Annotated in this window: 21 protein-coding genes; 13 read left to right on the top strand and 8 right to left on the bottom strand. The window is 59.2% G+C overall.

The features are described 5' to 3' along the window. Positions 1-172: 172 nt before the first annotated feature. Entirely contained in the window at positions 173-562 is a 390-nt protein-coding gene (gene panD, locus B4U49_RS14015; protein ID WP_078085233.1) for an aspartate 1-decarboxylase, read from the bottom strand. 12 nt (positions 563-574) lie between these two features. Next, positions 575-1,423, bottom strand: a complete 849-nt coding sequence (gene panC / locus B4U49_RS14020) for a pantoate--beta-alanine ligase (RefSeq protein WP_078085234.1) — start codon at positions 1,421-1,423, stop codon at positions 575-577. Positions 1,424-1,662: 239 nt separating this feature from the next. Between panC and B4U49_RS14025 the strand changes: the two genes are divergently transcribed. From B4U49_RS14025 to B4U49_RS14050, 6 genes are all read left to right on the top strand, one after another. Continuing rightward, positions 1,663-2,409 (top strand): DUF6515 family protein, encoded by a 747-nt coding sequence (locus tag B4U49_RS14025; RefSeq protein WP_078085235.1) that lies wholly within the window; start codon positions 1,663-1,665, stop codon positions 2,407-2,409. A 395-nt stretch (positions 2,410-2,804) separates the two neighbouring features. Continuing rightward, positions 2,805-4,727, top strand: coding sequence for a biosynthetic arginine decarboxylase (gene speA, locus B4U49_RS14030; RefSeq protein ID WP_078085236.1), 1,923 nt, complete (start codon positions 2,805-2,807; stop codon positions 4,725-4,727). A 39-nt stretch (positions 4,728-4,766) separates the two neighbouring features. After that, positions 4,767-5,960, top strand: coding sequence for a saccharopine dehydrogenase family protein (locus B4U49_RS14035; protein WP_078085237.1), 1,194 nt, complete (start codon positions 4,767-4,769; stop codon positions 5,958-5,960). Between the two features lie 64 nt (positions 5,961-6,024). After that, the gene (gene nspC, locus B4U49_RS14040; RefSeq protein WP_078085238.1) at positions 6,025-7,218 is read left to right on the top strand and encodes a carboxynorspermidine decarboxylase; all 1,194 of its coding nucleotides are present in this window, start codon (positions 6,025-6,027) and stop codon (positions 7,216-7,218) included. A 68-nt stretch (positions 7,219-7,286) separates the two neighbouring features. Continuing rightward, positions 7,287-8,162 (top strand): agmatinase, encoded by an 876-nt coding sequence (speB, locus tag B4U49_RS14045; RefSeq protein WP_078085239.1) that lies wholly within the window; start codon positions 7,287-7,289, stop codon positions 8,160-8,162. A 195-nt stretch (positions 8,163-8,357) separates the two neighbouring features. After that, positions 8,358-9,008, top strand: a complete 651-nt coding sequence (locus B4U49_RS14050) for a DUF6515 family protein (RefSeq protein ID WP_078085240.1) — start codon at positions 8,358-8,360, stop codon at positions 9,006-9,008. Between the two features lie 30 nt (positions 9,009-9,038). On the opposite strand, the gene B4U49_RS14055 is transcribed toward B4U49_RS14050, so the two are convergent. Then, the gene (locus B4U49_RS14055) at positions 9,039-10,145 is read right to left on the bottom strand and encodes a winged helix-turn-helix domain-containing protein (RefSeq protein ID WP_078085241.1); all 1,107 of its coding nucleotides are present in this window, start codon (positions 10,143-10,145) and stop codon (positions 9,039-9,041) included. A gap of 136 nt (positions 10,146-10,281) precedes the next feature. Between B4U49_RS14055 and B4U49_RS14060 the strand changes: the two genes are divergently transcribed. Further along, on the top strand, positions 10,282-11,097 hold the full coding sequence (locus B4U49_RS14060; protein ID WP_078085242.1) for a cyclase family protein: 816 nt from the start codon (positions 10,282-10,284) through the stop codon (positions 11,095-11,097). 19 nt (positions 11,098-11,116) lie between these two features. Here B4U49_RS14060 and bioC read toward each other — a convergent pair whose 3' ends face one another. Genes bioC through bioB form a run of 3 tightly spaced genes read right to left on the bottom strand, consistent with a single transcriptional unit; the run spans position 11,117 to position 14,973 of the window. Next, complete coding sequence (bioC, locus tag B4U49_RS14065; RefSeq protein WP_078085243.1) at positions 11,117-12,691, bottom strand: malonyl-ACP O-methyltransferase BioC; 1,575 nt, start codon at positions 12,689-12,691, stop codon at positions 11,117-11,119. Continuing rightward, positions 12,688-13,890 (bottom strand): 8-amino-7-oxononanoate synthase, encoded by a 1,203-nt coding sequence (gene bioF / locus B4U49_RS14070; RefSeq protein ID WP_078085244.1) that lies wholly within the window; start codon positions 13,888-13,890, stop codon positions 12,688-12,690. Before bioF ends, bioC begins: the two co-directional genes overlap by 4 nt. Positions 13,891-13,905: 15 nt before the next feature. Beyond that, positions 13,906-14,973 carry a biotin synthase BioB gene (bioB, locus tag B4U49_RS14075; RefSeq protein ID WP_078085245.1) on the bottom strand — a complete coding sequence of 356 codons (1,068 nt, stop codon included), beginning with the start codon at positions 14,971-14,973 and terminating at the stop codon, positions 13,906-13,908. A 227-nt stretch (positions 14,974-15,200) separates the two neighbouring features. On the opposite strand from bioB, the gene B4U49_RS14085 reads away from it, so the two are divergent. Continuing rightward, complete coding sequence (locus tag B4U49_RS14085; protein WP_078085247.1) at positions 15,201-15,908, top strand: ComF family protein; 708 nt, start codon at positions 15,201-15,203, stop codon at positions 15,906-15,908. 198 nt (positions 15,909-16,106) lie between these two features. Next, positions 16,107-17,252, top strand: coding sequence for a beta-ketoacyl-ACP synthase III (locus tag B4U49_RS14090; RefSeq protein WP_204903051.1), 1,146 nt, complete (start codon positions 16,107-16,109; stop codon positions 17,250-17,252). A gap of 20 nt (positions 17,253-17,272) precedes the next feature. On the opposite strand, the gene B4U49_RS14095 is transcribed toward B4U49_RS14090, so the two are convergent. Then, positions 17,273-19,123, bottom strand: a complete 1,851-nt coding sequence (locus B4U49_RS14095) for a winged helix-turn-helix domain-containing tetratricopeptide repeat protein (RefSeq protein ID WP_078085248.1) — start codon at positions 19,121-19,123, stop codon at positions 17,273-17,275. 201 nt (positions 19,124-19,324) lie between these two features. Here B4U49_RS14095 and B4U49_RS14100 point away from each other — a divergent pair, with 201 nt between their 5' ends. The 4 genes from B4U49_RS14100 to B4U49_RS14115 all read left to right on the top strand — a co-directional run bounded on the left by B4U49_RS14100 (position 19,325) and on the right by B4U49_RS14115 (position 22,600). Next, positions 19,325-19,660 carry a DUF4242 domain-containing protein gene (locus tag B4U49_RS14100; protein WP_078085249.1) on the top strand — a complete coding sequence of 112 codons (336 nt, stop codon included), beginning with the start codon at positions 19,325-19,327 and terminating at the stop codon, positions 19,658-19,660. Between the two features lie 182 nt (positions 19,661-19,842). Continuing rightward, positions 19,843-20,829 (top strand): serine/threonine protein kinase, encoded by a 987-nt coding sequence (locus tag B4U49_RS14105; protein WP_078085250.1) that lies wholly within the window; start codon positions 19,843-19,845, stop codon positions 20,827-20,829. Between the two features lie 25 nt (positions 20,830-20,854). Further along, positions 20,855-21,673 (top strand): serine O-acetyltransferase, encoded by an 819-nt coding sequence (gene cysE / locus B4U49_RS14110; RefSeq protein ID WP_078085251.1) that lies wholly within the window; start codon positions 20,855-20,857, stop codon positions 21,671-21,673. Positions 21,674-21,811: 138 nt separating this feature from the next. Next, positions 21,812-22,600, top strand: coding sequence for a GNAT family N-acetyltransferase (locus B4U49_RS14115; RefSeq protein ID WP_239692640.1), 789 nt, complete (start codon positions 21,812-21,814; stop codon positions 22,598-22,600). 15 nt (positions 22,601-22,615) lie between these two features. On the opposite strand, the gene epmA is transcribed toward B4U49_RS14115, so the two are convergent. Continuing rightward, entirely contained in the window at positions 22,616-23,569 is a 954-nt protein-coding gene (epmA, locus tag B4U49_RS14120; RefSeq protein ID WP_078085253.1) for an EF-P lysine aminoacylase EpmA, read from the bottom strand. Positions 23,570-23,663 lie beyond the last annotated feature (94 nt).

A 23,663-nucleotide genomic window follows, 5' to 3' on the forward strand; every position in this document is an offset into this window, starting at 1 on the left:
CCTGTCGCCGACGCTTTCGAAAACTTATACCCAGCGCTTGGCCTTCGCTTCTAGCAATGCGCTCTGATCATGTCAGGCTAAGCTCACGCACTACCAGATCCGAAATCGAAGGTAGAGTGACGGGGATTGGCTTTCAGGAGCGTCGCACAAACGGACCACAGCCCCCAAAGAATCACGCAGGCTCGGACATCTGCACGGGGATAGTATTGGTGCTCCGCTCCACCCGATTCTGCTCGTCGAGATAAACCAGCTTGGGCTTAAACGAATCAGCTTCAGCTTCGGACACCTGAGCATAAGCCGCGATGATGATCCGATCGCCAACCTGCACGCGGCGCGCTGCGGCGCCATTCATGGAAATAATCCCGGAACCGCGCTCGGCGAGAATCACGTAGGTGTGGAAACGCTCGCCATTGGAAACATTGTAAATATCGATCTTCTCAAACTCGCGCAGCCCAGCGAGCTCCACCAGATCTTCATCGATCGCGCAGGAACCGTCATACCACAGCTCTGCCTGAGTCACCGCCGCCATGTGCAGCTTGCCCTTCAGCATCTCAATTTGCATCACGGAGTCCTCTCACATACTCAAAGAAACATTGTCGATCAGGCGCGCACCGCTGGTGTACATGGCACCGAGCAATGTGATTTCGCGGTCATCGTGCGCCGCTGGTTGCAGATCCTTGCTGTTGCAGATGGAAAAATAGTCCACCTTGAATCCGGCATGCTCGATCCGAGTCTTAGCCTCATCTTCCAGCGCGGCAAAATCCCGACGGCCGTTTTCAATCTCTGTGCGTGCCCAGTTTAGCGACTGGTTCAGAATCGCCACCTTCGGACGCTCCTCCTCGGTGAGATAGCCATTGCGCGAACTCATCGCCAGACCATCCTCTTCCCGGTGTACCGGAGCCGCGACAATCTCCACCGGGATACACAGGTCTTCCACCATCCGGCGGATCACCGCCAGCTGCTGGAAATCCTTGATACCAAATACCGCCCTGTCTGGCTGCACAATGTTGAACAGCTTGGCGACGACGGTAGTCACCCCTTCAAAGTGTCCGGGGCGGCTGGCGCCACACAGCACGTCGGTCATGGCCGGACACACCACTCGCGTTTGCTGGTCCATACCGTTGGGGTAAATCTCGCTCTCTTCCGGGTGGAACAGGAAGTCACAATCCGCGGCACGGAGCTTGGCCATATCCTCCTGCATGGTGCGGGGATAGGTATCCCAGTCCTCATTCAGGCCGAATTGCAGACGGTTGACGAAGATGGATACGACCACCACGTCGCACTGCTGCCGGGCCAGGTTGACCAGCTCGATATGTGCGGCATGGAGGTTGCCCATGGTGGGCACGAAACCGATGGTCTTGCCATCGCGGCGGGCCTGGCCCAGCGCGTCGCGCAGGCTGGCCACATGGTGAAAGACTTGCATTGCCGGGGGTTCCGCCAGAGGTGTACACGGGCGGCATATTACCTCCCACCGCCGACGGGAACAAATTGAGTGACCCAGCCCGAAAACATTGGTCAGATTCGGTTTTCGCGACACAGTTATCAATTCGCTCTGTCCGGTTCAGGAAGGATTCAGTGTACGCAGGGCAAACTTGCTCCCATATTCACAGAAAGCCCCGGCAAGGGGCCTGAAAGCCGCCCCGGCGGCTGCGGAGAGCGACCATGAAAACACTGATAGCTGCCATCACCACCGCCAGCCTGCTGCTGACCGCCGGGCCGGCACTGGCGGACAGGGACGATCGCCACCACAAGAATGACCACAGCCGCAAGTTCGTTCAGCAACAGCGGGACCGCAACGAGCGGCACCACAACAAAATCCGGGATATCGAGAACAAGCGCCGGGATGACCGCAATCGTCGCCAGGACCGCGCCCACGCCCGTGACGACCGCCGCCAAAACCAGAACCGACAGGGTGGCAACCGCGACCATCACCGCGGTAAAGATGATCACAAATACCTGAAGTACGTGGGCTACGACCGTCGCTATGACAAAAACCGTCACGACCGCAAGCACGAACGCAAACACGGGCGTGGACACGATCACGGTTACAGGGGCGGCAATCACGGCCATCACAGACCGCACCGTCCGCACTATCGTCCGCACAAGCACCGCTGGCGTCCGGCACACTACGGTTACGGCTATCGCTGGAAGCGCCTGCCCACAAGTTATATCAGCCTGACCTTCGGCGGTCTCGGCTACTACTTCAGCGATGGCATCTTCTACCGCCCCTACGGCGCAGGCTATGTGGTCGCCGAGGCCCCGATCGGCGCCTTTGTACGCACCCTGCCCGGCGCAGCCATGAGCGTGAGTTTTAACGGCCTGAGTTATTACGTGGCCTACGACACTTACTACCGCTGGGATCATCGTCGCCGCGGCTATATGGTGGTCGCCAACCCCGGATTTTTCTAAACCGGAAGCGCAGCAAACCGTTCTCACAGGAATCGTATTTCTCCCAACCCCAACAACCGAATGAGAATTCGGTTATTACCCCTGGCGACTCTCCGGAGTCGCTTTTTTTATTCCCGCCCTCCACCACCTCTCACGCCCACTTCCCAACCGTTCTCAATACTGTCATTCCAGTCATACTGAAAAATTTGTGCGCCAGTAATGCACGCATAAATACACAGCGCACAAAACCGAATAAAAATTTAATTTTTGCCGGTTAAAAAAGGCAAAATTTCTTTTCTATAGTTATTGCTTTCAACAAAGACTGGCCCCAAGATTCGCGCCCCTGACGCACCCCGGGAACTGTTTCCGGAATACACTCTCAGAGCACCCAAGGATTCCCCAACTTAAAAGGCGCCATGAAACAACAACAGATCGAAAACTGGACCTGCGAAAACTCCGCAGAGCTCTACGGTATCCGCAACTGGGGTGCCGGTTATTTCAATTTGAACCAGTCTGGTGAGATCACGGTTGAGGTAAAAAACGACGCCGGTGATCTGCACGCTGTCTCCCTGCTGGACATTGCCCACGGTGCTACCGAGCGCGGCCTCGGTATGCCGCTGCTGGTGCGTTTTGAGAATTTGTTGGACGCGCAAGTGGCGCGTATCAACAATTCCTTCCGCAGCGCGATTGAAAGTAGCGGTTACCAGAACGTATTCCGCGGCGTCTTCCCGATCAAAGTGAACCAGCAATGCCAGGTGATCGAAGAGATTGCCCGCGCCGGGCGGCAGTTCGGCCACGGCCTGGAAGCTGGCAGCAAGGCGGAGTTGATTGCAGCGCTGTCGATACTCGACAACACCGACGCGCTGATCGTCTGCAACGGTTACAAAGATGAAGAGTTCATCAACCTGGGCCTGCAGGCGCAGCGCCTTGGCGTGCAGGTTTTCTTTGTGGTGGAAACTCCGTCGGAAGTGGACACCATCATCCACTGTGCCGAGCGCGAGCAGGTAGAGCCCAATATCGGTGTGCGGGTCAAACTCGCCTCCAAGGTGGGCGGCTACTGGAATGCCACCAGCGGCGACCGCAGCATCTTCGGCCTCGGCAGTAACGACCTGATTGCGATGGTCGACAAGCTGCGCGACCACAATATGCTGCACTGCCTGAAGCTGCTGCACTATCACCTGGGCTCGCAGGTGCCGAATATCCGCGACATCCGCACCGGGGTGCTGGAAGCCTGTCGCTACTATGCAGACCTGGTAGAAGAAGGCGCCGCCATGGGCTATCTGGACTTGGGTGGCGGCCTGGCGGTGGATTACGATGGCTCCAAGACCAACTACACCCACTCCAAGAACTACTCGCTGGACGAGTACTGCGTGGATGTGGTCGAGGCGATCATGGGCACCCTGGACAGCGAGGGCGTGGACCACCCGGTGATCATTACCGAGTCAGGCCGCGCCACGGTAGCCTATTCGTCGGTATTGCTGTTCAACATCCTGGATACCACCAGCTTCGAGCCTATCGAGCTGGAAGAAGACAGTATCGGTGACGACGCACACCCGATGCTGAAGAACCTGCAGGATGCGTTGCAGAGTGTGACGCCGAAGAATCTGCAGGAGAGCTACAACGATGGCCTTTATTACCGCGATGAGATTCGCGCGCTCTACCTGCACGGCCAGGTGAGTCTGCGGGATCGCGCGCTGGCGGAGAACCTGTTTTTGCAGTGCGCACAGCGTATCCGCAAACTGCTGGACGAAGTGGATCAAATTCCGGTGGACCTGCAGGCACTGCCGGAAGTGTTGTCAGATATTTACTACGCGAATGTGAGTGTGTTCCAGTCGCTGCCGGATATCTGGGCAATCGATCAGTTGTTCCCGTTGCTGCCGGTGCACCGTCTGGACGAGGCGCCGACCCGCTCGGCAATCATCGCGGACATCACCTGCGACTGCGACGGCAAGATCGACCGGTTTATCGATCGACAGGATGTACGCAAGACTCTGCCACTGCACCCGCTGAAGGAAGGTGAAGAATATATTCTGGGAACTTTTCTGGTTGGCGCCTATCAGGAAACCCTGGGTGATCTACACAACCTGTTTGGCGATACCAATGTGGTAAGCGTGCGTATCGACGACGAGGGACACGTCGATTACAGCCGAGAAATCCACGGTGACAGCATTGCCGATGTGTTGAGTTATGTGGAGTACTCACCACAGGATCTGTTTGAGCGTTTCCGCAAGCTGGCGGAGCGGGCAGTGAAAGAAAAGCGCATCACTGCACAGCAGCGTAAGGATATTTTGCACACTTACACTGCAAGCATGAGTGGGTATACCTACTTCGAGAAATAATTTATTGGTTTCCCCAACATCACGATCAGGGAGAAAAAAATGGCCAACGTTCTGATAGTAGGCGCCGGTGGCGTCGGTCAGGTGGTTGCACACAAGTGTGCGCAGGTTGAGGAAGTTTTTGAAAATATCACCCTCGCCAGCCGCACAAAATCGAAATGCGACAAAATCGCCGATATGCTGCCGCGCAAAATCAACACCGCGGAAGTGGATGCCGATAACGTCGGAGAAATGGTCGCGCTGATCGAAAAGGTCAAGCCGGACATGGTCATCAATGTGGCCCTGCCCTACCAGGACCTGCACATCATGGATGCCTGCCTGGAAACCGGCGTGCACTATCTGGACACTGCCAACTACGAACCGCCGGAAGAGGCCAAGTTCGAGTACAGCTGGCAGTGGGCCTATCAGGACAAGTTCGAGAAAGCGGGCCTGATGGCGCTGCTGGGCAGCGGTTTCGATCCGGGTGTCACCAGTGTGTTTACCGCCTATGCGAAAAAGCACCACTTTGACCGTATCAAGACCCTGGATATTCTCGACTGTAATGCGGGCGATCACGGTCTGCCATTTGCCACCAACTTCAACCCGGAAATCAACATCCGCGAAATCACTGCGAATGGTCGTTACTGGGAAGATGGCAAATGGGTCACTACCAAGCCCATGGAAGAAAAGCGGGTATTCGAGTTCCCGGAAGGTATCGGTGAAAAGGATCTGTACCTGCTGTACCACGAAGAGCTGGAATCCCTGTCCAAGCACTTCCCGGAGATCGAACGCGCGCGTTTCTGGATGACCTTCGGCGCGAGCTACCTGAAGCATCTCGAGGTACTGCAGAATGTGGGCATGACCAGTATCGAGCCCATCGAATTCCAGGGGCAACAAATTGTTCCGATCCAGTTCCTGAAAGCGCTGCTGCCAGACCCGGCGAGCCTCGGTCCGCTGACCAAGGGCAAGACCTGTATCGGCAATATCATCAAGGGCGTCAAAGACGGTGAAGACAAGATTTACTATGTCTACAACATCTGCGACCACCAGGAGGCCTATAAGGAGGTCCAGTCCCAGGCCATCTCTTACACCACCGGCGTACCGGCAATGATCGGTGCCAAGATGATGATGGAAGGCAAGTGGATGAAACCCGGGGTGTGGAATATGGAACAGCTGGACCCGGATCCGTTTATGGATGACCTGAACAAGTACGGCCTGCCGTGGCAGGAAACCTGGCTGGACAAGCCTTTCGTGTAATACCCATCAATCCCGGATCGCGAGATCCGGGATTTTTGCAAATATAAGAAGCGATGATTGTTAAATGGATCTGACGCCCCGCAAAGACTATTTCGGCGATTTCGACCCGAGCCGTGTTACCACCCCGTGTTTCGTGGTGGATGAGATTGCCCTGCGCGATAACCTCGAAGTGCTGGCAGATGTCCAAAAACGCAGCGGTGCAAAAGTACTGGCGGCACTCAAGGCATTTTCCATGTTCAGCGTCGGCCACATCGTGGCCGAATATCTCTCCGGCACCTGTGCCAGTGGCATCAACGAGGCAAAACTCGGGTTTGAAGAGTACGGTGGTAAGGATCTCGGTAAGGAAGTGCACGTATTCAGTGCCGGTTATAAAGAACAGGAACTGAAAGAAATCCTGGGCTTCGCACACCATGTAATTTTCAATTCATTTTCACAGTGGAAGCGTTACCGAGAGACCTGCCTGGATGCTCAAAAGCAGCGTCCAGAACTACAGTTTGGCCTGCGCATCAATCCGGAACACTCCGAGGGTCACACGGCAATTTACGATCCCTGTGCACCCTGTTCGCGGCTGGGTATCGTGCGCTCGTTATTTGAAGGCGAGGACCTGACCGGCATCAGTGGCCTGCATTTTCACACGCTGTGCGAGCAGGATTTCAAACCGCTGGAACGCACCATTGAGGCCGTGGAAGAAAAGTTCGGCGATCTGATTCCGCAGATGAAGTGGATCAACTTCGGTGGTGGGCACCATATCACCCGCTGCGATTATCAGGTGGAAGAGCTGATTAGTGCGGTTAAGGCATTTTCCGAGAAGCACGGTGTTCAGGTGTATCTCGAGCCGGGAGAAGCGGTTGCACTGTTTTGCGGTGTCCTGGTGGGCGAAGTGGTTGACCTGACGTGGAATGGAAAACAACAAGCGATTCTGGATGTATCCGCGACCTGCCACATGCCGGACGTAATCGAGATGCCGTATCGCCCAGAGATTACCGGTGCTTCGTTACCGGAGGAGCTGCCACACAGTTATCAACTAGGTGGGCAAAGCTGCCTGGCGGGCGATCGTATTGGCGAATACAGCTTCCCTGAGCCACTGCTTATCGGTGACCGGGTTGTGTTCGAGGAAATGGCCTATTACACCATGGTCAAAACCAACACGTTTAACGGTATTCCACTGCCTTCGATTGCGCTGTGGAATTCTGACACCGACGAGCTTCGGCTTGTAAAAGAGTTTGGCTATGAGGACTTCAAGAATCGGCTTTCTTGATTCTATCTTAGCCCGCCGCCACAGAAGGTTAACCGAGGCCACCCAGAGCTGACCTCAGAGCTAGAATTATGCATACAGAAGACCCCAACATTTTCCTCGGCTCCGAAATCGAGCAGCCCAAGCCCGAGGACGCCCTGTTCCATATTATTCCGATCCCCTACGAGGAGACCGTCTCCTATGGCGGGGGCACCGGCAAGGGACCGGCATCCATCATCGAGGCGTCCCACCAGCTGGAAACCTTCGACAACTTCTCCACCCCCTGCGACCTCGGCATCTACACCCGGGAAGCCGTAGACGTAAGTGGGCCGGCCGAACAGGTGATGGACAACATCGCAAACGCCACCCGCGAAGTACTTACTCTGGGGAAAATGCCCGTGGGTATCGGCGGTGAACACTCCGTCACCTGGGGCATCATCAAGGGCTATCTGGATGCCGGCTATACCGACTTCGGCGTTGTGCAGATCGACGCCCATGCCGACCTGCGCGACCGCTACGAAGGGCATCGGCACAGCCACGCCAGCGTTATGCGTCTGGTATGTGAAGCCGGTGTGCCGCTCTACCAGCTGGGTATCCGGGCCTACTGTGAAGAAGAGGTGCAAGCGCGCCGCGAGTACAACGTGCGCTATATGGACGCCCACCAGCTGGTACCCAACCAGGTGCAGTCCATCCAGTTGCCAGATGACTTTCCCCGACAGGTGTTCTTCACCCTGGATATCGATGGTATGGACCCGTCAGTCTTCCCGTCCACCGGCACTCCGGTACCGGGTGGTCTCGGCTGGTACCAGACCCTGAACCTGTTCGAGTCCGTGGCAAAACAGCGGGAAATCATCGGCTTCGACCTGCTCGAGTTCGCCCCCATCAAGGGCTTCCACGCCTACGAGTTCGGCGCCGCCCAGCTGCTCTACAAGCTGATGGGCATCGTGCAGCGCAACCGCCACCCTTAATGCCGAGCCTGATTGGGAAGCCATACCCCCTGTAGGGCGGGCGGCCGCACAGTTGTTCACAGGGCCGATGGACTGTGGATAACTGGTGCGACGAGCTGACAATTCTTAACGGTGAAAAGGAGTCATTGCGTAGCGCAAAACCGCGATTGCGGTTATTATTTGCACAGATAGTAAGTACTCGCTCGCGGGGGATCAATGAAAAACACGGCCAAATTCCTTTTCTTCGGTGTGGGCCTTGCCGCACTGCTTTCCTTTGCGTTTGCGGCGCCAGCGGATGCGCATTCGGGACATCGCGGTCACCATCACGGCCACAAACCGGTATATCGCCACGGTTACCGCCACGGCGGCTACTGGGGACCGCGCTTCCGCGGGCCGCGTATCGGCATCGGCTTTACCGTACCCATCCTGCCCGCGGGCTATATGACCATGGCCGTGGGAGGTAATCCCTATTACTACCACGGTGGCTACTATTACCGTCCGGCACCCACCGGCTATGTGGTGGTCGAGGCGCCTCTGGGAGCCGCGGTACTCACCCTGCCCGGAAGTGCGGTTCGCGTGCAGATTGGCGGCCTGACCTACTACCAGTACGGCAGCTCCTATTACCAGTGGCAGCCGCGGGTAAACCGTTATGTCGTGGTGCCGCCGCCAGCAAATACCGTGGTGGCCAGCGCTCCTGCGGTCGGCGCTACTCAGCCGGCCTATTCGCCCGGCCAGGTGGTCAATGAGCTCCCCACCGGCTACACCGCTGAGGTGATCAATGGCATCCAGTACTACCGCTATGGCGGCCACTACTTCATGCCGACCCAACGCGACGGCCGTGAGGTCTACGTAGTCGTTCAGGTCTAGTCGCCCAGATATAGTCTCTCAGGTCAGAGATCAAACCGCCTCGGCGAGCAGCCCGTGAAAACGGGCGAAGTCGCCGAGCGCTTTATTGAAGCCCGTCTCCAGGCCGCTTGTGGGTGGCGCCCGCCAGTGCAAAGACTTGATCCGCAACAACCCAGCGGCGCGATCTGCTTTCAGGTCCACCACCCCGACAAACCGGTCGCGGTAAAGAATCGGCAAACAGAAATAACCATACCGGCGCTTTGCCTCCGGTACGTAGCACTCCAGCTGATAGTCGAAACCGAATAGTCGCTTCAACCTTTTTCGCTGCAACACCACCGGATCAAACGGCGACAGCAGACGCACCATTCGCCGCGGTGTCGGCACATCCACCTCCCGGTCCGATGCGAGGATCAACTCGTCGCCAGCGGCGACAAGCTCGCCACTCCCCAGCATCGCTTCCACCGCACACCTGACCAGTGCCCGGTCTTCCCGGCGAAGATAGTGGATTTCTTCTGCGCGCCCCACACCCTGGGCACGCAGAAAACCCCGCACCAACTGCTCGCCATACTCCTTCTCAGATGCAGCCGCGGTCACCACATCACTCGGCAATAAACGCTCGGGCAGGTCAAAAACTTTCTGGAAACCGTCGCGATGACTCACCATCAGCTCGCCTTCGTGAAACAGTTGCTCCAGAGCCTTTTTCTCATCCGACCACGACCACCATCCCCCCTTGGCACGCACAAAATCACTGGCGGTCAGTGGCCCCTCGGCGCGAATGCGGTCGAGCACAAAGCGGCACAGCCTGTCGTTTTTGTGAAACCAGTGTTTCTGCCCCTCTCGGATTCTGTCCATACGAATCCGCGCGAAACGATAATGCGACATCGGCAAATAGGCGGCGGCATGAGACCAGTATTCGAAAAGCTGCCGCGCCTGTTCCGCTTCCACCAGTCGCGACTCGCGGTAGCGGGGAAGCCGTGTGAAAAGCTGGTGGTGGTGGGCACGGGTAATCACCTGAATAGCGTCCAGCTGTAACGCCCCCAGGTGTGCCACGAGACCGGCGACATCCCCCTCCCAGGGGTATTGCACTCGCTGGCGTGACAGCGCCAGTGCGCGGATAAAATCCGCTGGCAGTGGCTTGGCTTTGGTATAGGCTTTCAAGTATCGCGACTTCCGTGAATGGCGGTTTTACATGGAAGCATGTCCCGCTTCCGACGGACTACTATCCACCGCAGACCTCACAGGTTCAAGGGTCCTGCCACCGTAATCGCAACGCACAGAAAACAGGGAGGTTTTCATGTCCGCTTTGCTGCGCCCGCTCCACATACTGTCACTGGCAATACTAACGCTCGGGTGGAATATCCCCGCACAGGCGCAACCCGAGATTTTTGGCAACGGACGCTGGGTGGACCTGTCCCACGACTTTGCTGACGACACCATCTACTGGCCCACCGCGGACAAGTTTGCCAAGTCCACTGTCTTTGACGGAGAAACCGACAAGGGTTACTTCTACTCGGCCTACAACCTGGCGGGAGCGGAACACGGCGGCACCCATGTGGACGCACCGGTACACTTCGCCCGCGGCAAGCTCAGCGTGGACAAGCTGCCACTGGAACAGTTGATCGGTCCCGGGATCGTGATCCGGGTGGCCGACCGTATCGGCAAGAATCGCAACTACCTGGTTTCCATCGCGGATATTGAACGCTGGGAAAAACAGTACGGGAAAATTCCCGCGGGCAGCATCGTGCTGCTGGACACCGGTAGCGCCCGTTATTGGCCGGATCCGGTGAAATATATGGGCACCGCGGAGCGGGGCGAAGCGGCGGTGGAGAAATTACAGTTCCCCGGACTCGCACCGGAAACGGCTGAATTTCTTGCGAAAAAACGCAAGATCAAGGCCGTTGGACTGGACACCCCGAGTATCGATTACGGCGCCTCCCGCCTGTTTAAAACCCACCGGATACTGTTCCAGCACGATATTCCGGCGCTGGAAAATGTGGCCAACCTGAAAGCACTGCCGGATCGGGGGTTTACGCTGATTGCACTGCCGATGAAGATTCGCGGAGGCAGTGGTGGCCCCACAAGGGTAGTGGCATTTGTGCCGGAAAAGTGACGCTGGGGGCGGCAGCCATTTACACGGGATCGGATCCCGTAGCCGCGTGCGTACCGGTGAATACCGGATGTGCGCTGGCACCGTTATCGGATGGATTTAGGTTGAGATACAGCACCTGATAAGTCGCCGGCAACCCGGCGCCAGTGCGCTTGTTTTCATAGGCCTCGGTCAACTGGCGCAGGCGCGCTCGACTGAGCAACCCCTTGCCCGCAGCGCGGTTGACGTTATGCGCACCAATACTCTTCAGTTCCCGCATCAGGGTCGTTACAGCATCGAAATGCAGCACCCGCTGCTCGGTTTGCAGCAGGCCACCCAGTTGATGGTCCGCACACGCCTGCTGCCAGTCGCTTGCCGGCAGAAAGCGATTCACGTGTACATTCCCGTCCACTGCTGACCAGCTTTCCTCCAGCTCTTGCAGCGTACCCGGTACCAGGGTCGAAATCAGCACCTGCGCACCAGCCGATAAAACGCGACGCACTTCGGCAAACAGCTGCGGCAGGTTGTAGCACCACTGCAGTGCGAAACTGGAAAATACCAGATCGATACAACCGTCCCGCAGCGGTAACTGTTCCGCGTCTGCAGCAATATAATTGTCGGCCTGTGGACGATTTTCCCGTGCGAAAGCGAGCATGCCCGGCGCTAAATCCAGGGCGATGATTTCCGCATCGGGGAAGCGCTTGCGCAACAGGGCACTGCCGTAACCGGTGCCACTGCCGAGGTCGAGAATCCGCTTGGGATTACAGTGCCCATCAACACGGCCAAGCAGCTCACGACACACCGCACGCTGTAAATGCGCGGCGGCGTCATAACTCTGCGCGGCGCGCCCGAATGCCCGGGCTACCGCGGATTTATCCAGTGGGACAGATTCGCCATCCTCGAGTATCCCCTTTACCAGTGCCGCCACATCTGCCGGGCGGCTCAGGTGTGGGCAATGCCCCGCGCCCTGCATGATGGTGACCGGACACTTCAGCTCGTGCAGCTGTTGTGCGGCGACCGCCGGCACCAGCGCATCCTGCTCTCCAAAGATATGCAACGCGGGTATTTTCAGTGCCGGCAGAAGATGACGGTTGTCGATCTCTCCCAGACAGGTCAGCGAACGGTTCCAGCTCGTCGGAAACTCTGCGGGCTGCCAACTTTTGAGGGTTTTCAAAAGGCTGCGCATTTCACGATCCCCGCGCGCCTGGAGTCCACAGAAGCGCTGCCAGTTCTTTTCCGGCTGCTGTTGCTGCGACACACAGAAATTATCAAACACGGCTGGCGGCATACCCGGCCACTGGTCACGCTCGCTGAAACAGGCATTCGCGGCGATGGTCACCAGCGCGCGTACTTTTCGCGAGCGCGCGGCCAGTTGTACTGCCAACATGCCACCGAGGGACCAGCCCAGTAGCAGGCAGTCTTCCGGCAGCTGTGTCTCTAGCTCTGCCAGCAGTTGCTCGGTCTGTGGCCACGGCTGTGACGCACACTCACCGAACCCCGGCAGATCGATACGATGCACCGCTTGTGCCACTGTCCCCATAGCGTCGAGCAACGGCTCCCAGCAACAGGAGTCGCTCCCCCAGCCGTGAATCAGCGCGATGTTCCGGATAGTACTCATACGGGTAACTCCGCACTCGCCAGTGCGGCCACCAGCGCAGCCAGCAAGGCGTCTATCTGGGATTCCGAGTGCGCCGCGGAAAGCGTGATACGCAGGCGCGCGGTGCCCGCCGGCACGGTGGGAGGGCGTATGGCGCCGACCAGAAATCCCGCCTGCCGCAACCGTTCCGCAACCAGCAGCACCGTTTTCTCGCAACCGAGCACCAGCGGCTGGATCCCGCTGCTGGAATTTTCCAGGGCCAGGCCCAGTGCTGCGGCGCGCGCACGAAAATAGGCGATACGCTCGTCCAGGGTCTGGCGCAGCGGCAACTCCTGCATCAGCTGTAGTGCGCGCAGGCTGCCCGCCGCCACTGCCGGCGGCATGCCGGTGGTGTATACATAGGTGCGGGCAAACTGGGCCAGGTAATCGATCAGTTCGCGGGAACCGGCAACAAACGCGCCGCCATTGCCCGCCGCCTTGCCGAGGGTGCCCATCACCACCGGTGCGGAATCCTGATCCAGTCCGGCCGCGGCAACGCTGCCCGCACAGGGGGATTGCACACTGCCCATGGCACCAAATCCATGCGCCTCATCCACCATCAGCCAGGCGTCGTAGGCCTGACACAACGCGGCCATTTCGGCCAGCGGCGCCGTGTCGCCGTCCATGCTGTAGACCCCGTCCACCGCGAGCAGGATTTTTCCGTCGTCGCGACACTGTGAACGCGCGCGCTGCAACTGTCGCTCCAGGGCATCGAGATCGTTGTGGGCAAAACGCAGATACTGCGCGCCGCACAGGCGGCCACCATCGATAAGCGACGCGTGATTCAGTCGATCCTGCACCACAAAATCACCGCGCCCCACCAATGCACCGATCACTCCTACATTGGCCATATAGCCACTGCCAAACAACAGCGCTGCTTCGCGACCGGTAAGCTCGGCAATTTTCTGCTGCAGCTGCTGGTGGATCTCGAAGTGACCATTCACCAGGTGGGAGGCGGTGGCACCGGCACCGAGCTCGGCGCCGCGCTGTTGCGCACGGATAACCTCCGGGTGTGCTGCGAGCCCCAGGTAGTCATTGCTGCTGAAGGTAATCAGTTCACACCCATCCACCACCGCACCTGGATTCGGCGCGGCGACGAGGGTCTTGTGCTCGCGGTACAGCTGCTGCGCCCGACGCTCGTCGAGGCGCTGCTGTACAAAGGATTGGAGGCTCGAGGTCAAAACCGCTGACCGGGGTTACGCCTTGGCGGCGTCGTAAAAGAAGGGATCGTTCTGCTGCTCGGTGATCTGCGCCTGCAGGTCCGCTTCCACCGAAGCTTCGTCCTGGTATTGCTGGTACTCCTCCGGCTTGATGCCGAGACGAGCGAACAACTGCATATCCTTGTTCGCTTCCGGGTTGCCGGTGGTCAGCAGCTTTTCCCCGTAAAAGATGGAGTTGGCACCGGCGAGAAATGCGAGGGACTGCATCTCGTCGTTCATGGACTCGCGACCGGCAGACAGACGCACGTGGGATTTCGGCATCATGATGCGGGCCACGGCAATGCAGCGGATAAACTCAAACGGGTCCAGGTCTTCGTTCTCTGCCAGCGGGGTACCGGCCACTTTCACCAGCATGTTGATTGGCACGGATTCCGGATGGTCCGGCAGGTTTGCCAGCTGTATCAGCAGGCCGGCGCGATCCTTTTCCCCTTCACCCAGACCGATGATGCCACCGGCACAAACCTTCATGCCCGCCGCGCGCACATTGCCCAGGGTGGTCAGGCGGTCTTCATAGGTGCGGGTGGTGATGATCTCGCCGTAGTATTCCGGAGAGGTATCCAGGTTGTGGTTGTAGTAATCCAGTCCGGCGTCCGCCAGATCCTTTGCCTGCTCGTCGGTGAGCATGCCAAGGGTCATGCAGGTCTCCAGCCCCAGCGATTTCACTTCTTTCACCATCTGGGTGACATAGGGCATGTCTTTCTTTTTCGGTGAGCGCCAGGCGGCGCCCATGCAGAAACGGGTGGCGCCACCGGCCTTGGCCGCGCGCGCCTCTTCCACCACCTTTTCCACCTTCATCAGCTTCTCGCGCTCGAGACCGGTGTCGTAGCGAGCGCTCTGCGGGCAGTAAGTGCAATCTTCCGGACAGGCGCCGGTCTTGATGGAGCAGAGAGTGCTCACCTGTACCCGGTTGGCATCAAAGTGCTGGCGGTGAACCTGCTGGGCGGTAAACAGCAGGTCATTGAACGGCAGCGCAAACAGGTCCAGAACCTGCTGGCGGTTCCAGTCGTGGCGAACCTCGCCGTAAACGGAAGTGGCTTGGGGCATTTGCGGCTTGGCAGTCACAGGAATTATTCTCCTCAGGGGCGCGGGAACGGATTGGTCGCGGCGCCGGGGTCGGTTGTACAACCGGGTTTCCATCAAGGCAGCCAGTTTAGCGGGGGCCATTTGGCTGTCAACCAACAGAACCGTTTCAGGTTTACAGGTCCCAAAAGGGTGGGAATGGCCACCGCCGCAGGGACAAGTGCGGCCGGGAGGATCAGGGAGGAAGAAAAATGGTAATGCGCCTGCTGGGACAATTGCTGGAGCGCTCGATCGACCGACACCTGGCGGTGTGCATCCTTTGTCGCAGCGGCGCCGAAATCGAATACGGGATCTGCGCCCCGTGCCGCAGGGATCTGCCCGCCCTTGGCCACGCCTGTGCCAGCTGTGCATTGCCATTGCCGAATACCACCGATCATCACTGCCCCCGCTGCCTGCGAAAGCCACCGCCACAATCCTCCTGCCACACCTGCTGGTATTACGCCTACCCGGTGGCACAACTGATCCAGCGCTTCAAATACCAGCGCGACCTGGCCGCCGGACGCACCCTGGCCGAACTGGCTGCCCGGCAATTGCATCCCGGGCCCGAACGACCTGACCTGCTGGTGCCAGTGCCGCTACACTGGCGCAAGCAGCTCTCCCGGGGTTACAACCAGGCGCAGCTGATCGCCGACACCCTGGGTCACTCTTGGCGTATCCCTGTGGATAACCGCGCCCTGCGCAAGATCACACCTACCGGCAGCCAGCAGGAATTACGCCGCAGCGAGCGCCTGAAGAACCTGTCCAACAGTTTTGCCTGCGACCCGCACGTAAACGGCCTGCATATCGGCCTGGTGGACGATGTCATCACCACCGGGGCAACCCTCGAAGTCGCCTGCCGAGCCCTGCTTGCAGCGGGGGCAATCCGGGTTAGCGCTTACGCGCTGGCCAGAACCCCCTGACTCTCAGCCAATTCTCCCCAATGACCACTCGGTACTGCCGTGCCCGTTTATAGACCGGCATGACCACTATCGGCACAATAGTCGCCCTTTTCCGCGGCTGCGCAAAATTCAACCGGCTGCTAACGTTATAAAAGAAGTCCTCTTGCCCTGGCTGCATGCCTGCGCAAGTGGTCAGCACAGGATGATGGGATAGTGAACATGAGTGAATTCCAAATGCCCCGCGGCATCGTGATCAGCGGCACCGGACTGTGGACGCCGCCGGATGCCATCAGTAATGAAGAGCTGGTACAGGCGCTCAACGCCTACGCGGAAAAGTACAACCGCGAAAATGCCGATGCCATCGAATCCGGCGAGCTGCAGGCCAAACCCTACTCCTCCGCCGAATTTATCGAGAAGGCCTCGGGTATCAAGAGCCGCTACGTGGTCAGCAAAGAAGGTATTCTCGATCCCGAACGCATGCGCCCCTACCTGCCGGCGCGCGGCGACGACGAGCTGAGTCTGCAGGCCGAAATGGGCCTGAAGGCGGCAAAGCTGGCTCTGGAAAAAGCCAACAAGAAACCGGAAGACATCGACGCGGTGATCGTGGGTGCCTCTTACCTGCAGCGCGCCTACCCCGCCATCGCCATCGAAATCCAGGCGCAACTCGGTATCGACGGCTTTGCGTTCGATATGGAAGTCGCCTGCTCCTCGGCCACTTTCTCTCTGCAGCGCGCGGTGGATACCATTAGCGGCGGCTCGGCCAAAGCGGTACTGGTGATCAACCCGGAACTGGCTTCGCCGCAGGTGGATTACACCGATCGCGACAGCCACTTTATTTTTGGCGACGTGGCGGTGGCCAGCGTGGTGGAGCGCCGCGAGACCTGCAGCGGAGAGTCTGCGTGGGAAGTGCTCGGCACCAAGGCAAAGACCCTGTTCTCCAACAATATCCGCTCGAACTTTGGCTACGTGGCCCGCGCCGAAGACAGCGATCCGTTTGGCCCCGGCAAGCTGTTCCGCCAGAACGGACGCAAGGTATTCAAGGAAGTGTGCCCGATGGCGGCATCACACCTGGAGACCCAGGTTGAAGAACTGGGTATGCAACCCGCCGCGATTGACCGCTGGTGGCTGCATCAGGCGAATATCAATATGAATAACCTGATTGCGAAGAAGCTGATGGGCGACGAGGCCTCCACCGAGCGCGCGCCGGTGGTTCTGGACCGCTACGCAAACACCGCCTCCGCCGGCTCGGTGATCGCGTTCAATCTGCACAGCGACGATCTGCCCGTGGGCAGCAAGGGCGTGATCTGTTCTTTTGGTGCCGGTTACTCCATCGGCAGCCTGGCGCTGGAAAAGATCGCCGTCTGATGTTGCCAGCCTCCGGCGCATCAGTGGCCGGAGGCAACCTGCTCGGCAAGCGGTGGGTAGAACTCTGTTTTGCGGAAAGCCGCCAGCTGCGGATCCACATTCAGAAACACCATGGAATGGGAGTTCTGCACCGTCGCCCGGCGTAGCCACAACTCTACCGCCGACAAATCCCCAAGGGCGAGATAGGCTTTCGCCATTTCATAAGACGGCAGATAGCCATCGCTTCCTTCCAGCCCGGTGAGCAGCGCACGCGCATCCTCCGCCTGCCCGCTAAGTGCCAGCACCCTCGCCAGTGAAGCGACACCGATGGCGCTCCCCTGGGAGCGAGAAACATTTTCCTGCAGGGATGTCTTCGCTGCATCGAGATCCCCCATGGCCTCCAGGGCCCACCCGCGCCACAGATAGACCAGCTCGAAATCCGGATCCAGCTCCTGTGCCAGTGCCAGCTGCTCGAGTGCTGCTTCATGCTGGCCCGCGTGATACAGCACCCATCCCAGTGCGGCATTGGCAATCAGAGACAGGGGGTCGAGCTCCGTGGCTTTGCGCATTTCCCGCTCCGCCTCGCTAAAGCGACCGGCAGCCACCAGCAGGTTGGCATACCACTGGTGCGCCTTGGAGGAATCCGGTTTGAAGGCAATGGCCTGCAGGAAATGGGCCTCGGCCTGGTTCAGATCCCAATCGTAATACAGCGCTACATACCCCAGGTTGGCCTCTGCGGAGGCATTGGCCGGATCCAGCTGCAGAGTGCGGCGGGCCGCGCCGCGCGCGCGGGTGAATGCCTCGGACGGCGCCAGGTAATCGTAGAACCCCAACACGGCGAGGGCATCGGCCAGCCCCGCCCAGGCCGGCGCATACTCCGGCGCCATCGCAATGGACTGCTCAAAATAATCCACCGCCGCGAGCAAACTGCTTTGCGAACGCTTGTGCCAGTAGAAACGTCCCTTGAGGTAATTGTCGTAAGCCTCCGGGGGAATCCGGCTCACCGCTGTGGTGCGCTCGCCGGTGGCGTGCAGCTCCCCGGCCAGTGCCCCGGCGATCTCCAGAGCGATCTCTTCCTGCACTGCAAAAATATTGGTCAGTTCCCGCTGGTAGCTGCGCGACCACAACTGATAGCCATCGCGGGCGTCTACCAGCCGCACATTAATACGCAGCTGTTCGCCATCCCTGCGCACACTGCCTTCAACCAGCGCGTCCGCATTCAGTAATTGACCAATATTGCGGGCGTCCAGATCCGAATCCCGCAGTGCGAACGACGAGGTCCGCGACACCACGCGAATGCCCTGAAACCCGGAGAGACGATTGAGCAGGTCGTCAGCCAAGCCATCACTGAAATAATCCCGCTGGTTACTTTCACTGGTATTTATAAACGGAATTACCGCAACAGAGCCGAGGGGAGCGCGCTCTTCCGGGGCAGTTGTAATCCAGCGAGGGACCAGGAAATAAAGCAGCAGGGATAAACTAGTCAACAGCACCACAGCAGCGGGAAGTTTCGGGAGGTGCATGGTGTTGCCGCCGGGCTGCGGCGGCGCTGTATCCACAGCCGCTTCCCTCGCCACCGGAATTACCGGTGCAATAAAGCGATACCCCTTTTTGGGGACTGTTTCGATAAAGCGGGAACTGCGTGCCGAGTCATTGAGCGCCTGCCGCAGCTTGCGCACCAGGGTATTGAGATTGTCATCGAGCAAGCCGCTGCGGTCTTGTGGCCAGAAATGCTGGAACAGTGCTTCCCGGGTCATCAGTTCACCGGGGTGGGTTACCAGCAGGACGAGGAGACGCAGCGGTAATTCCTGCACATTCACGGGCCTGCCGCGCCGGGTGAGCGCTGGCTGATGGCAGTCGAGTTCAAATTCTCCGAATTGCAGCGTCGTCATACACCACCCGGACCGGGTCCTCAGGGATTTCCGCGCCAGATGCGCGGTTCATGTGTACCGCTAAGCCATTGATTTAACGGCATTCCCCGGTTCAGGTAAAGGTCAGGTGCAATTCATTGCAGGTCGGTAAGCGCGCTGGTTGGATGCAACCCAGACCACCGGCGGACCTCGGTGGTCATTCAACCAACGGAGAAACAGACCATGGTACGTTCCATTTTTACTACCGCGTTACTGCTCTGCAGCCTGTCCACCTTTGCCGCCGAAAACCACCAGTACATCATTGAGCGCACCATCCCGGGAGCCCAGAAGCTGACCGCGGAAGAGCTCAAATCCATCTCGCAGAAATCCCGCGCGGTACTTGAATCACTAGGGCCGGAAATCCAGTGGCAGCAGAGCTATGTCGCGGAAGACAAGTTCTACTGCGTCTACCAGGCACCGAACAAGGAAATCATCGCCAAACACGCCAAGCTGGGCGGCTTTCCCGCAGACAAGATCGTCGAGGTGAGCGGAATTATCGGCCCGCAGACGGCAGACTGAGGCAGCCCCCTCCCCCGGGGCGCACTCGCCGCCCCGGGAAGCACCCCCATTTCCCCGCAACTATTCCCACGCGACTATTCCCGCGCGACTCACGGGTATTGTCGTTTGGCGGCACCGGGCAACCGCGTTAGCATAGCGCCCCCTATTGACCAGAGCTTTGCGAAGCTTAGCGGAGCGCAGCCATGACCGAATCGTCACACCCCTACGATGCCCTGACCCCGGACCGGGTGATCGACTGTGTGGAGAGTGTTGGGCTGCTGTCTGACGCGCGGATATTTCCCCTCAACAGCTACGAAAACCGCGTCTACCAGGTGGGGATTGACGAGGCGCAGCCGCTGATCGCCAAGTTCTATCGACCGGGGCGCTGGAGCGATGCGCAAATCCTCGAGGAACACCAGTTCTCCCTGGAACTGGCCGCCGCCGAAGTACCGGTGGTGGCGCCGATGGAAATCAATGGCGGTACCCTGCACTCGGCGCACGGCTTTCGCTTCGCCCTGTTTCCCCGTCGCGGTGGACGCCAGGTGGAGCTGGATAATTTCGACCACCTGGAACAGGTAGGCACCATGCTCGGGCGTATTCACGCCATCGGCGCGGCGCGCCCCTTTGAGCACCGCGGGGAACTGTCGCTGCAGCACTTTGCCATCGATAGTCGGGAATTCATTCTCGGTGGTGATTTCCTCCCCCGTGAAAATGTAGAGGCCTACGCCACCGTCACCGCCCACCTGATCGAACAGATCGCGCCGCTATTCGAACAGGAATGGAGCAAAATCCGCCTGCACGGCGACTGCCACAGCGGAAACTTCCTGTGGCGGGACGATACGCCCTGGTTTGTGGACCTGGACGACTGCATCAGCGGCCCGGCCATCCAGGATATCTGGATGCTGATTTCCGGTGACCGCGCGGAGCAGACCGCCTATCTCGACGCGGTGGTAGAAGGTTACGAGACCTTCTACCCTTTTGATCCGGCCCAGCTGCAACTGGTGGAGCCCCTGCGCTGCCTGCGCCAGATGCACCACGCGGCCTGGCTGGCACGGCGCTGGGAGGATCCGGCATTCCCCATCGCCTTCCCCTGGTTCAACACCCCGCGCTACTGGGCGGAACATATTCTGGCCCTCAGGGAACAGCAATCGGCTCTGCAGGAACCGCCGCTCACCCTCGGCGCCGTGTGATCCACAGCAAAGGAAATTTATTCAGATGGAAAACCTAAAGCCCCGTGTGGAGCAGGACGAGCTGTGGAGTGGGATTCGCAAAGATGTGTCGGTACAGGTGGAACGGGAACCGATCCTCGCCAGTTTCCTGCACGCCACCATTCTCAACCACAACACGCTGGAGTCTGCGCTCAGCTTTCACCTCGCCAACAAACTCGACAGCCCGGTCGCTCCCGCACTGCTGATTCGCGAAGTCATCGATGAAGCACTGGAAGCAGACCCGAGTATCGGCGCTGCTGCACGCGCGGACCTGACGGCGGTAGAGCAGCGCGACAGCGCCTGCCACTCCCTGTACGAGCCGTTCCTGTATTTCAAAGGGTTCCATGCCCTGCAGGCGTGGCGGGTAGCCCACTGGCTGTGGCAACAAAATCGCCGCTCGCTTTCGCTGTTTGTGCAGCACCGGATCTCGGTGGTATTCGGTGTGGATATCCACCCTGCGGCAAAGCTCGGCCGGGGGATCCTGCTGGATCACGCCACCGGGATCGTGATCGGTGAGACAGCGGTGGTCGAGGACAATGTTTCCATCATGCAGTCCGTCACCCTCGGCGGCACCGGCAAGGAATCCGGCGACCGTCACCCGAAAGTGCGCTGCGGCGTATTGATCGGCGCCGGCAGCAAAATCCTCGGCAATATCGAGATCGGCCGCTGTTCGCAAATCGCATCCGGCAGTGTGGTGCTGAAAGCCGTGCCGGAAAAAGCGCTGGTGGCAGGTGTACCCGCCAAGGTCATTGGCACTGCCAGCTGCGACCAGCCGGCGCTGTCGATGAATCAATGCGCCCTGTCGCAGGTGGATCGTTTGCGCTGATTCTGCTGTCACAGGTTGCGAACAATAGATACGGCCATCAACCGGCAGGACTATTCTGTAACCATGAAATACAGTCTCAGCGCGAAAAATCTCGTTTGCCGCAACCTGGAAAACAAAGCCGGGTACTGTGCAGACCTCTTGAATCCCAAACAGAGCAAGGAAATCACTGGCCTGCTGCGCACCGACAGCGGGCTGCTCAGCAGCCGCTTCAACCAGGTAGTCAGCAACTCGGTGATGCAACCGCGAATCCTGCAGCGCTTTGTGGTGGACTACTTTGCGGAACGGCACAGCCCCTTTTCCCTGTGGCACTGCGCCAGCAAGCCCCTCGATGACGAAGCCCTCGCCGAGCTACACCTGGTGCGCAAGGCGCCGCAGATTGCCATGGCCTCAGAGGTGAAACAGCTGGCCGCGGAAGAAGTGCAACTGGAAGGGTTGGAGATCAAGCCGGTTATCACCGCGGAGGGCATCCTCGCCTACGGCGACCTGATTGTGGAAATGCAGGGCAACCCGCGCGAAAACGCGCAGATCAAAAAATTCTACCAGCAGCTCTCGGAGCTACCGGAACACAAACACAGCCGTCTCAAACTGTTCCTGGGCGAATACCAGGGCACCCCCGTCGCCACTGGCTGCCTGTTTTCCTCCGCCGATTCCCTCGGTTTCTACGACCTCGCCACTCTCGCGGAACACCGCGGCCGCGGTATCGGCAGGGCCATGTTCCAGCATCTGGTCAACGAAGTGACCTACAGCCACCACAAACATGCAGTGGCCCTGGTGGGCGAGGATCAACAGGACCTGTGGCTGAATGCCGGCTTCTATGCCGTGGGCGAGGTCGCCCACTACGAATTCACCCCGGAGCGCGGCAGCGCGCATATTCCGAACGGCCCGGCGGAAAACAGCGAACTGAGCGACGGCCGCAAAAGCGCCTAACCCGGAGCGCGTCGCTCAGGCGCGCTCGATGGGAAAAGCAATCACCTCCTCGATCCGGCTGGCACCGCAGGCCAGCATCAGCAACCGGTCCACCCCCAGTGCCACCCCCGCGCACTCCGGCATGCCCGCCTCGAGGGCCTGTACCAGGCGCTCCTCGAACGGGTGTACCGGCTTGTGGTTACCCTCGCGATAGCAGTGATCCGCCTCAAAGCGACGCAACTGCTCCGGCGCATCGGTCAATTCCCAGTAACCATTGGCCAGCTCCATGCCACCTACATAGGCCTCAAACCGCCGCGCCACTGGCACGCCCAGCTCATCATCCTCCACCCGTGCCAGCGCCGCCTGCGTCGCAGGGAAATCGTAAACCAGCGAGATCCCCTCCCCCATATTCGGCTCAATGTGGTGGCTCATCAACAGGTCAAGGCACTCATCCCGGCCCGCCGGCTCGAACGACAGCTCCAGCACCTTCGCCACCGTCGCCTTCAGTTCCTCGAAAGACGCCCGGTGCGGGTCCACGTCCAGGTGCTGAAGAAACAGCGCGCGATAACTGTACGAGCGCACTTTTGAAATCCGCAGCAGCCAGGACAACAGCTCCCCCACCTCGATCATCAAGCGGTGGTCATCCCAGCCCACCCGGTACCACTCCAGCATGGTGAACTCGGGATTGTGCCGCCCCCCGGCCTCGCCATTGCGGAACGCCTTGCCCAGGTAATAGCAATCCCCCATCCCCGCCGCCAGCAGCCGCTTCAGACCGAATTCCGGGCTGGTCGCCAGATACGCAGCGTCACCGCTGCAATCGGCCACAATCGAGTCGATATGCGGGTCACTGGTGGCACGCCGGGAAAGAATGGGTACCTCCATCTCCAGTACCTGGCGTTCGCTGAAGAAACGACGGATATCCGCGAGCAGGGTGGCGCGGCGGCGGAGGTTTTCCAGGGGGGCGGTGGGGCGCCAAACAGAATCAGACATAAGAATAATTAACTGAAAGGGTGAACCAGTTTAGTTGCCAATAATCACAAAACGCTGATGCGAAGGCAGAGCGCTGGGCAGGAACGAAAAAGGG

The organism is Microbulbifer mangrovi (genome assembly GCF_002009015.1).
Taxonomy (GTDB): Bacteria; Pseudomonadota; Gammaproteobacteria; order Pseudomonadales; family Cellvibrionaceae; genus Microbulbifer; species Microbulbifer mangrovi.

Bases quoted from the DNA above. Each gene is read 5' to 3' on its own strand.
- B4U49_RS14060 (WP_078085242.1), top strand. From the start codon at position 10,282: ATGTCCGCTTTGCTGCGCCCGCTCCACATACTGTCACTGGCAATACTA.
- speA (WP_078085236.1), top strand. From the start codon at position 2,805: ATGAAACAACAACAGATCGAAAACTGGACCTGCGAAAACTCCGCAGAG.
- B4U49_RS14095 (WP_078085248.1), bottom strand. From the start codon at position 19,123: ATGACGACGCTGCAATTCGGAGAATTTGAACTCGACTGCCATCAGCCA.
- cysE (WP_078085251.1), top strand. From the start codon at position 20,855: ATGGAAAACCTAAAGCCCCGTGTGGAGCAGGACGAGCTGTGGAGTGGG.
- bioC (WP_078085243.1), bottom strand. From the start codon at position 12,691: ATGAGTACTATCCGGAACATCGCGCTGATTCACGGCTGGGGGAGCGAC.
- B4U49_RS14090 (WP_204903051.1), top strand. From the start codon at position 16,107: ATGAGTGAATTCCAAATGCCCCGCGGCATCGTGATCAGCGGCACCGGA.
- speB (WP_078085239.1), top strand. From the start codon at position 7,287: ATGCATACAGAAGACCCCAACATTTTCCTCGGCTCCGAAATCGAGCAG.
- B4U49_RS14050 (WP_078085240.1), top strand. From the start codon at position 8,358: ATGAAAAACACGGCCAAATTCCTTTTCTTCGGTGTGGGCCTTGCCGCA.
- B4U49_RS14100 (WP_078085249.1), top strand. From the start codon at position 19,325: ATGGTACGTTCCATTTTTACTACCGCGTTACTGCTCTGCAGCCTGTCC.
- panC (WP_078085234.1), bottom strand. From the start codon at position 1,423: ATGCAAGTCTTTCACCATGTGGCCAGCCTGCGCGACGCGCTGGGCCAG.
- panD (WP_078085233.1), bottom strand. From the start codon at position 562: ATGCAAATTGAGATGCTGAAGGGCAAGCTGCACATGGCGGCGGTGACT.
- B4U49_RS14105 (WP_078085250.1), top strand. From the start codon at position 19,843: ATGACCGAATCGTCACACCCCTACGATGCCCTGACCCCGGACCGGGTG.
- bioB (WP_078085245.1), bottom strand. From the start codon at position 14,973: ATGCCCCAAGCCACTTCCGTTTACGGCGAGGTTCGCCACGACTGGAAC.
- B4U49_RS14085 (WP_078085247.1), top strand. From the start codon at position 15,201: ATGGTAATGCGCCTGCTGGGACAATTGCTGGAGCGCTCGATCGACCGA.
- nspC (WP_078085238.1), top strand. From the start codon at position 6,025: ATGGATCTGACGCCCCGCAAAGACTATTTCGGCGATTTCGACCCGAGC.
- B4U49_RS14035 (WP_078085237.1), top strand. From the start codon at position 4,767: ATGGCCAACGTTCTGATAGTAGGCGCCGGTGGCGTCGGTCAGGTGGTT.
- B4U49_RS14025 (WP_078085235.1), top strand. From the start codon at position 1,663: ATGAAAACACTGATAGCTGCCATCACCACCGCCAGCCTGCTGCTGACC.
- epmA (WP_078085253.1), bottom strand. From the start codon at position 23,569: ATGTCTGATTCTGTTTGGCGCCCCACCGCCCCCCTGGAAAACCTCCGC.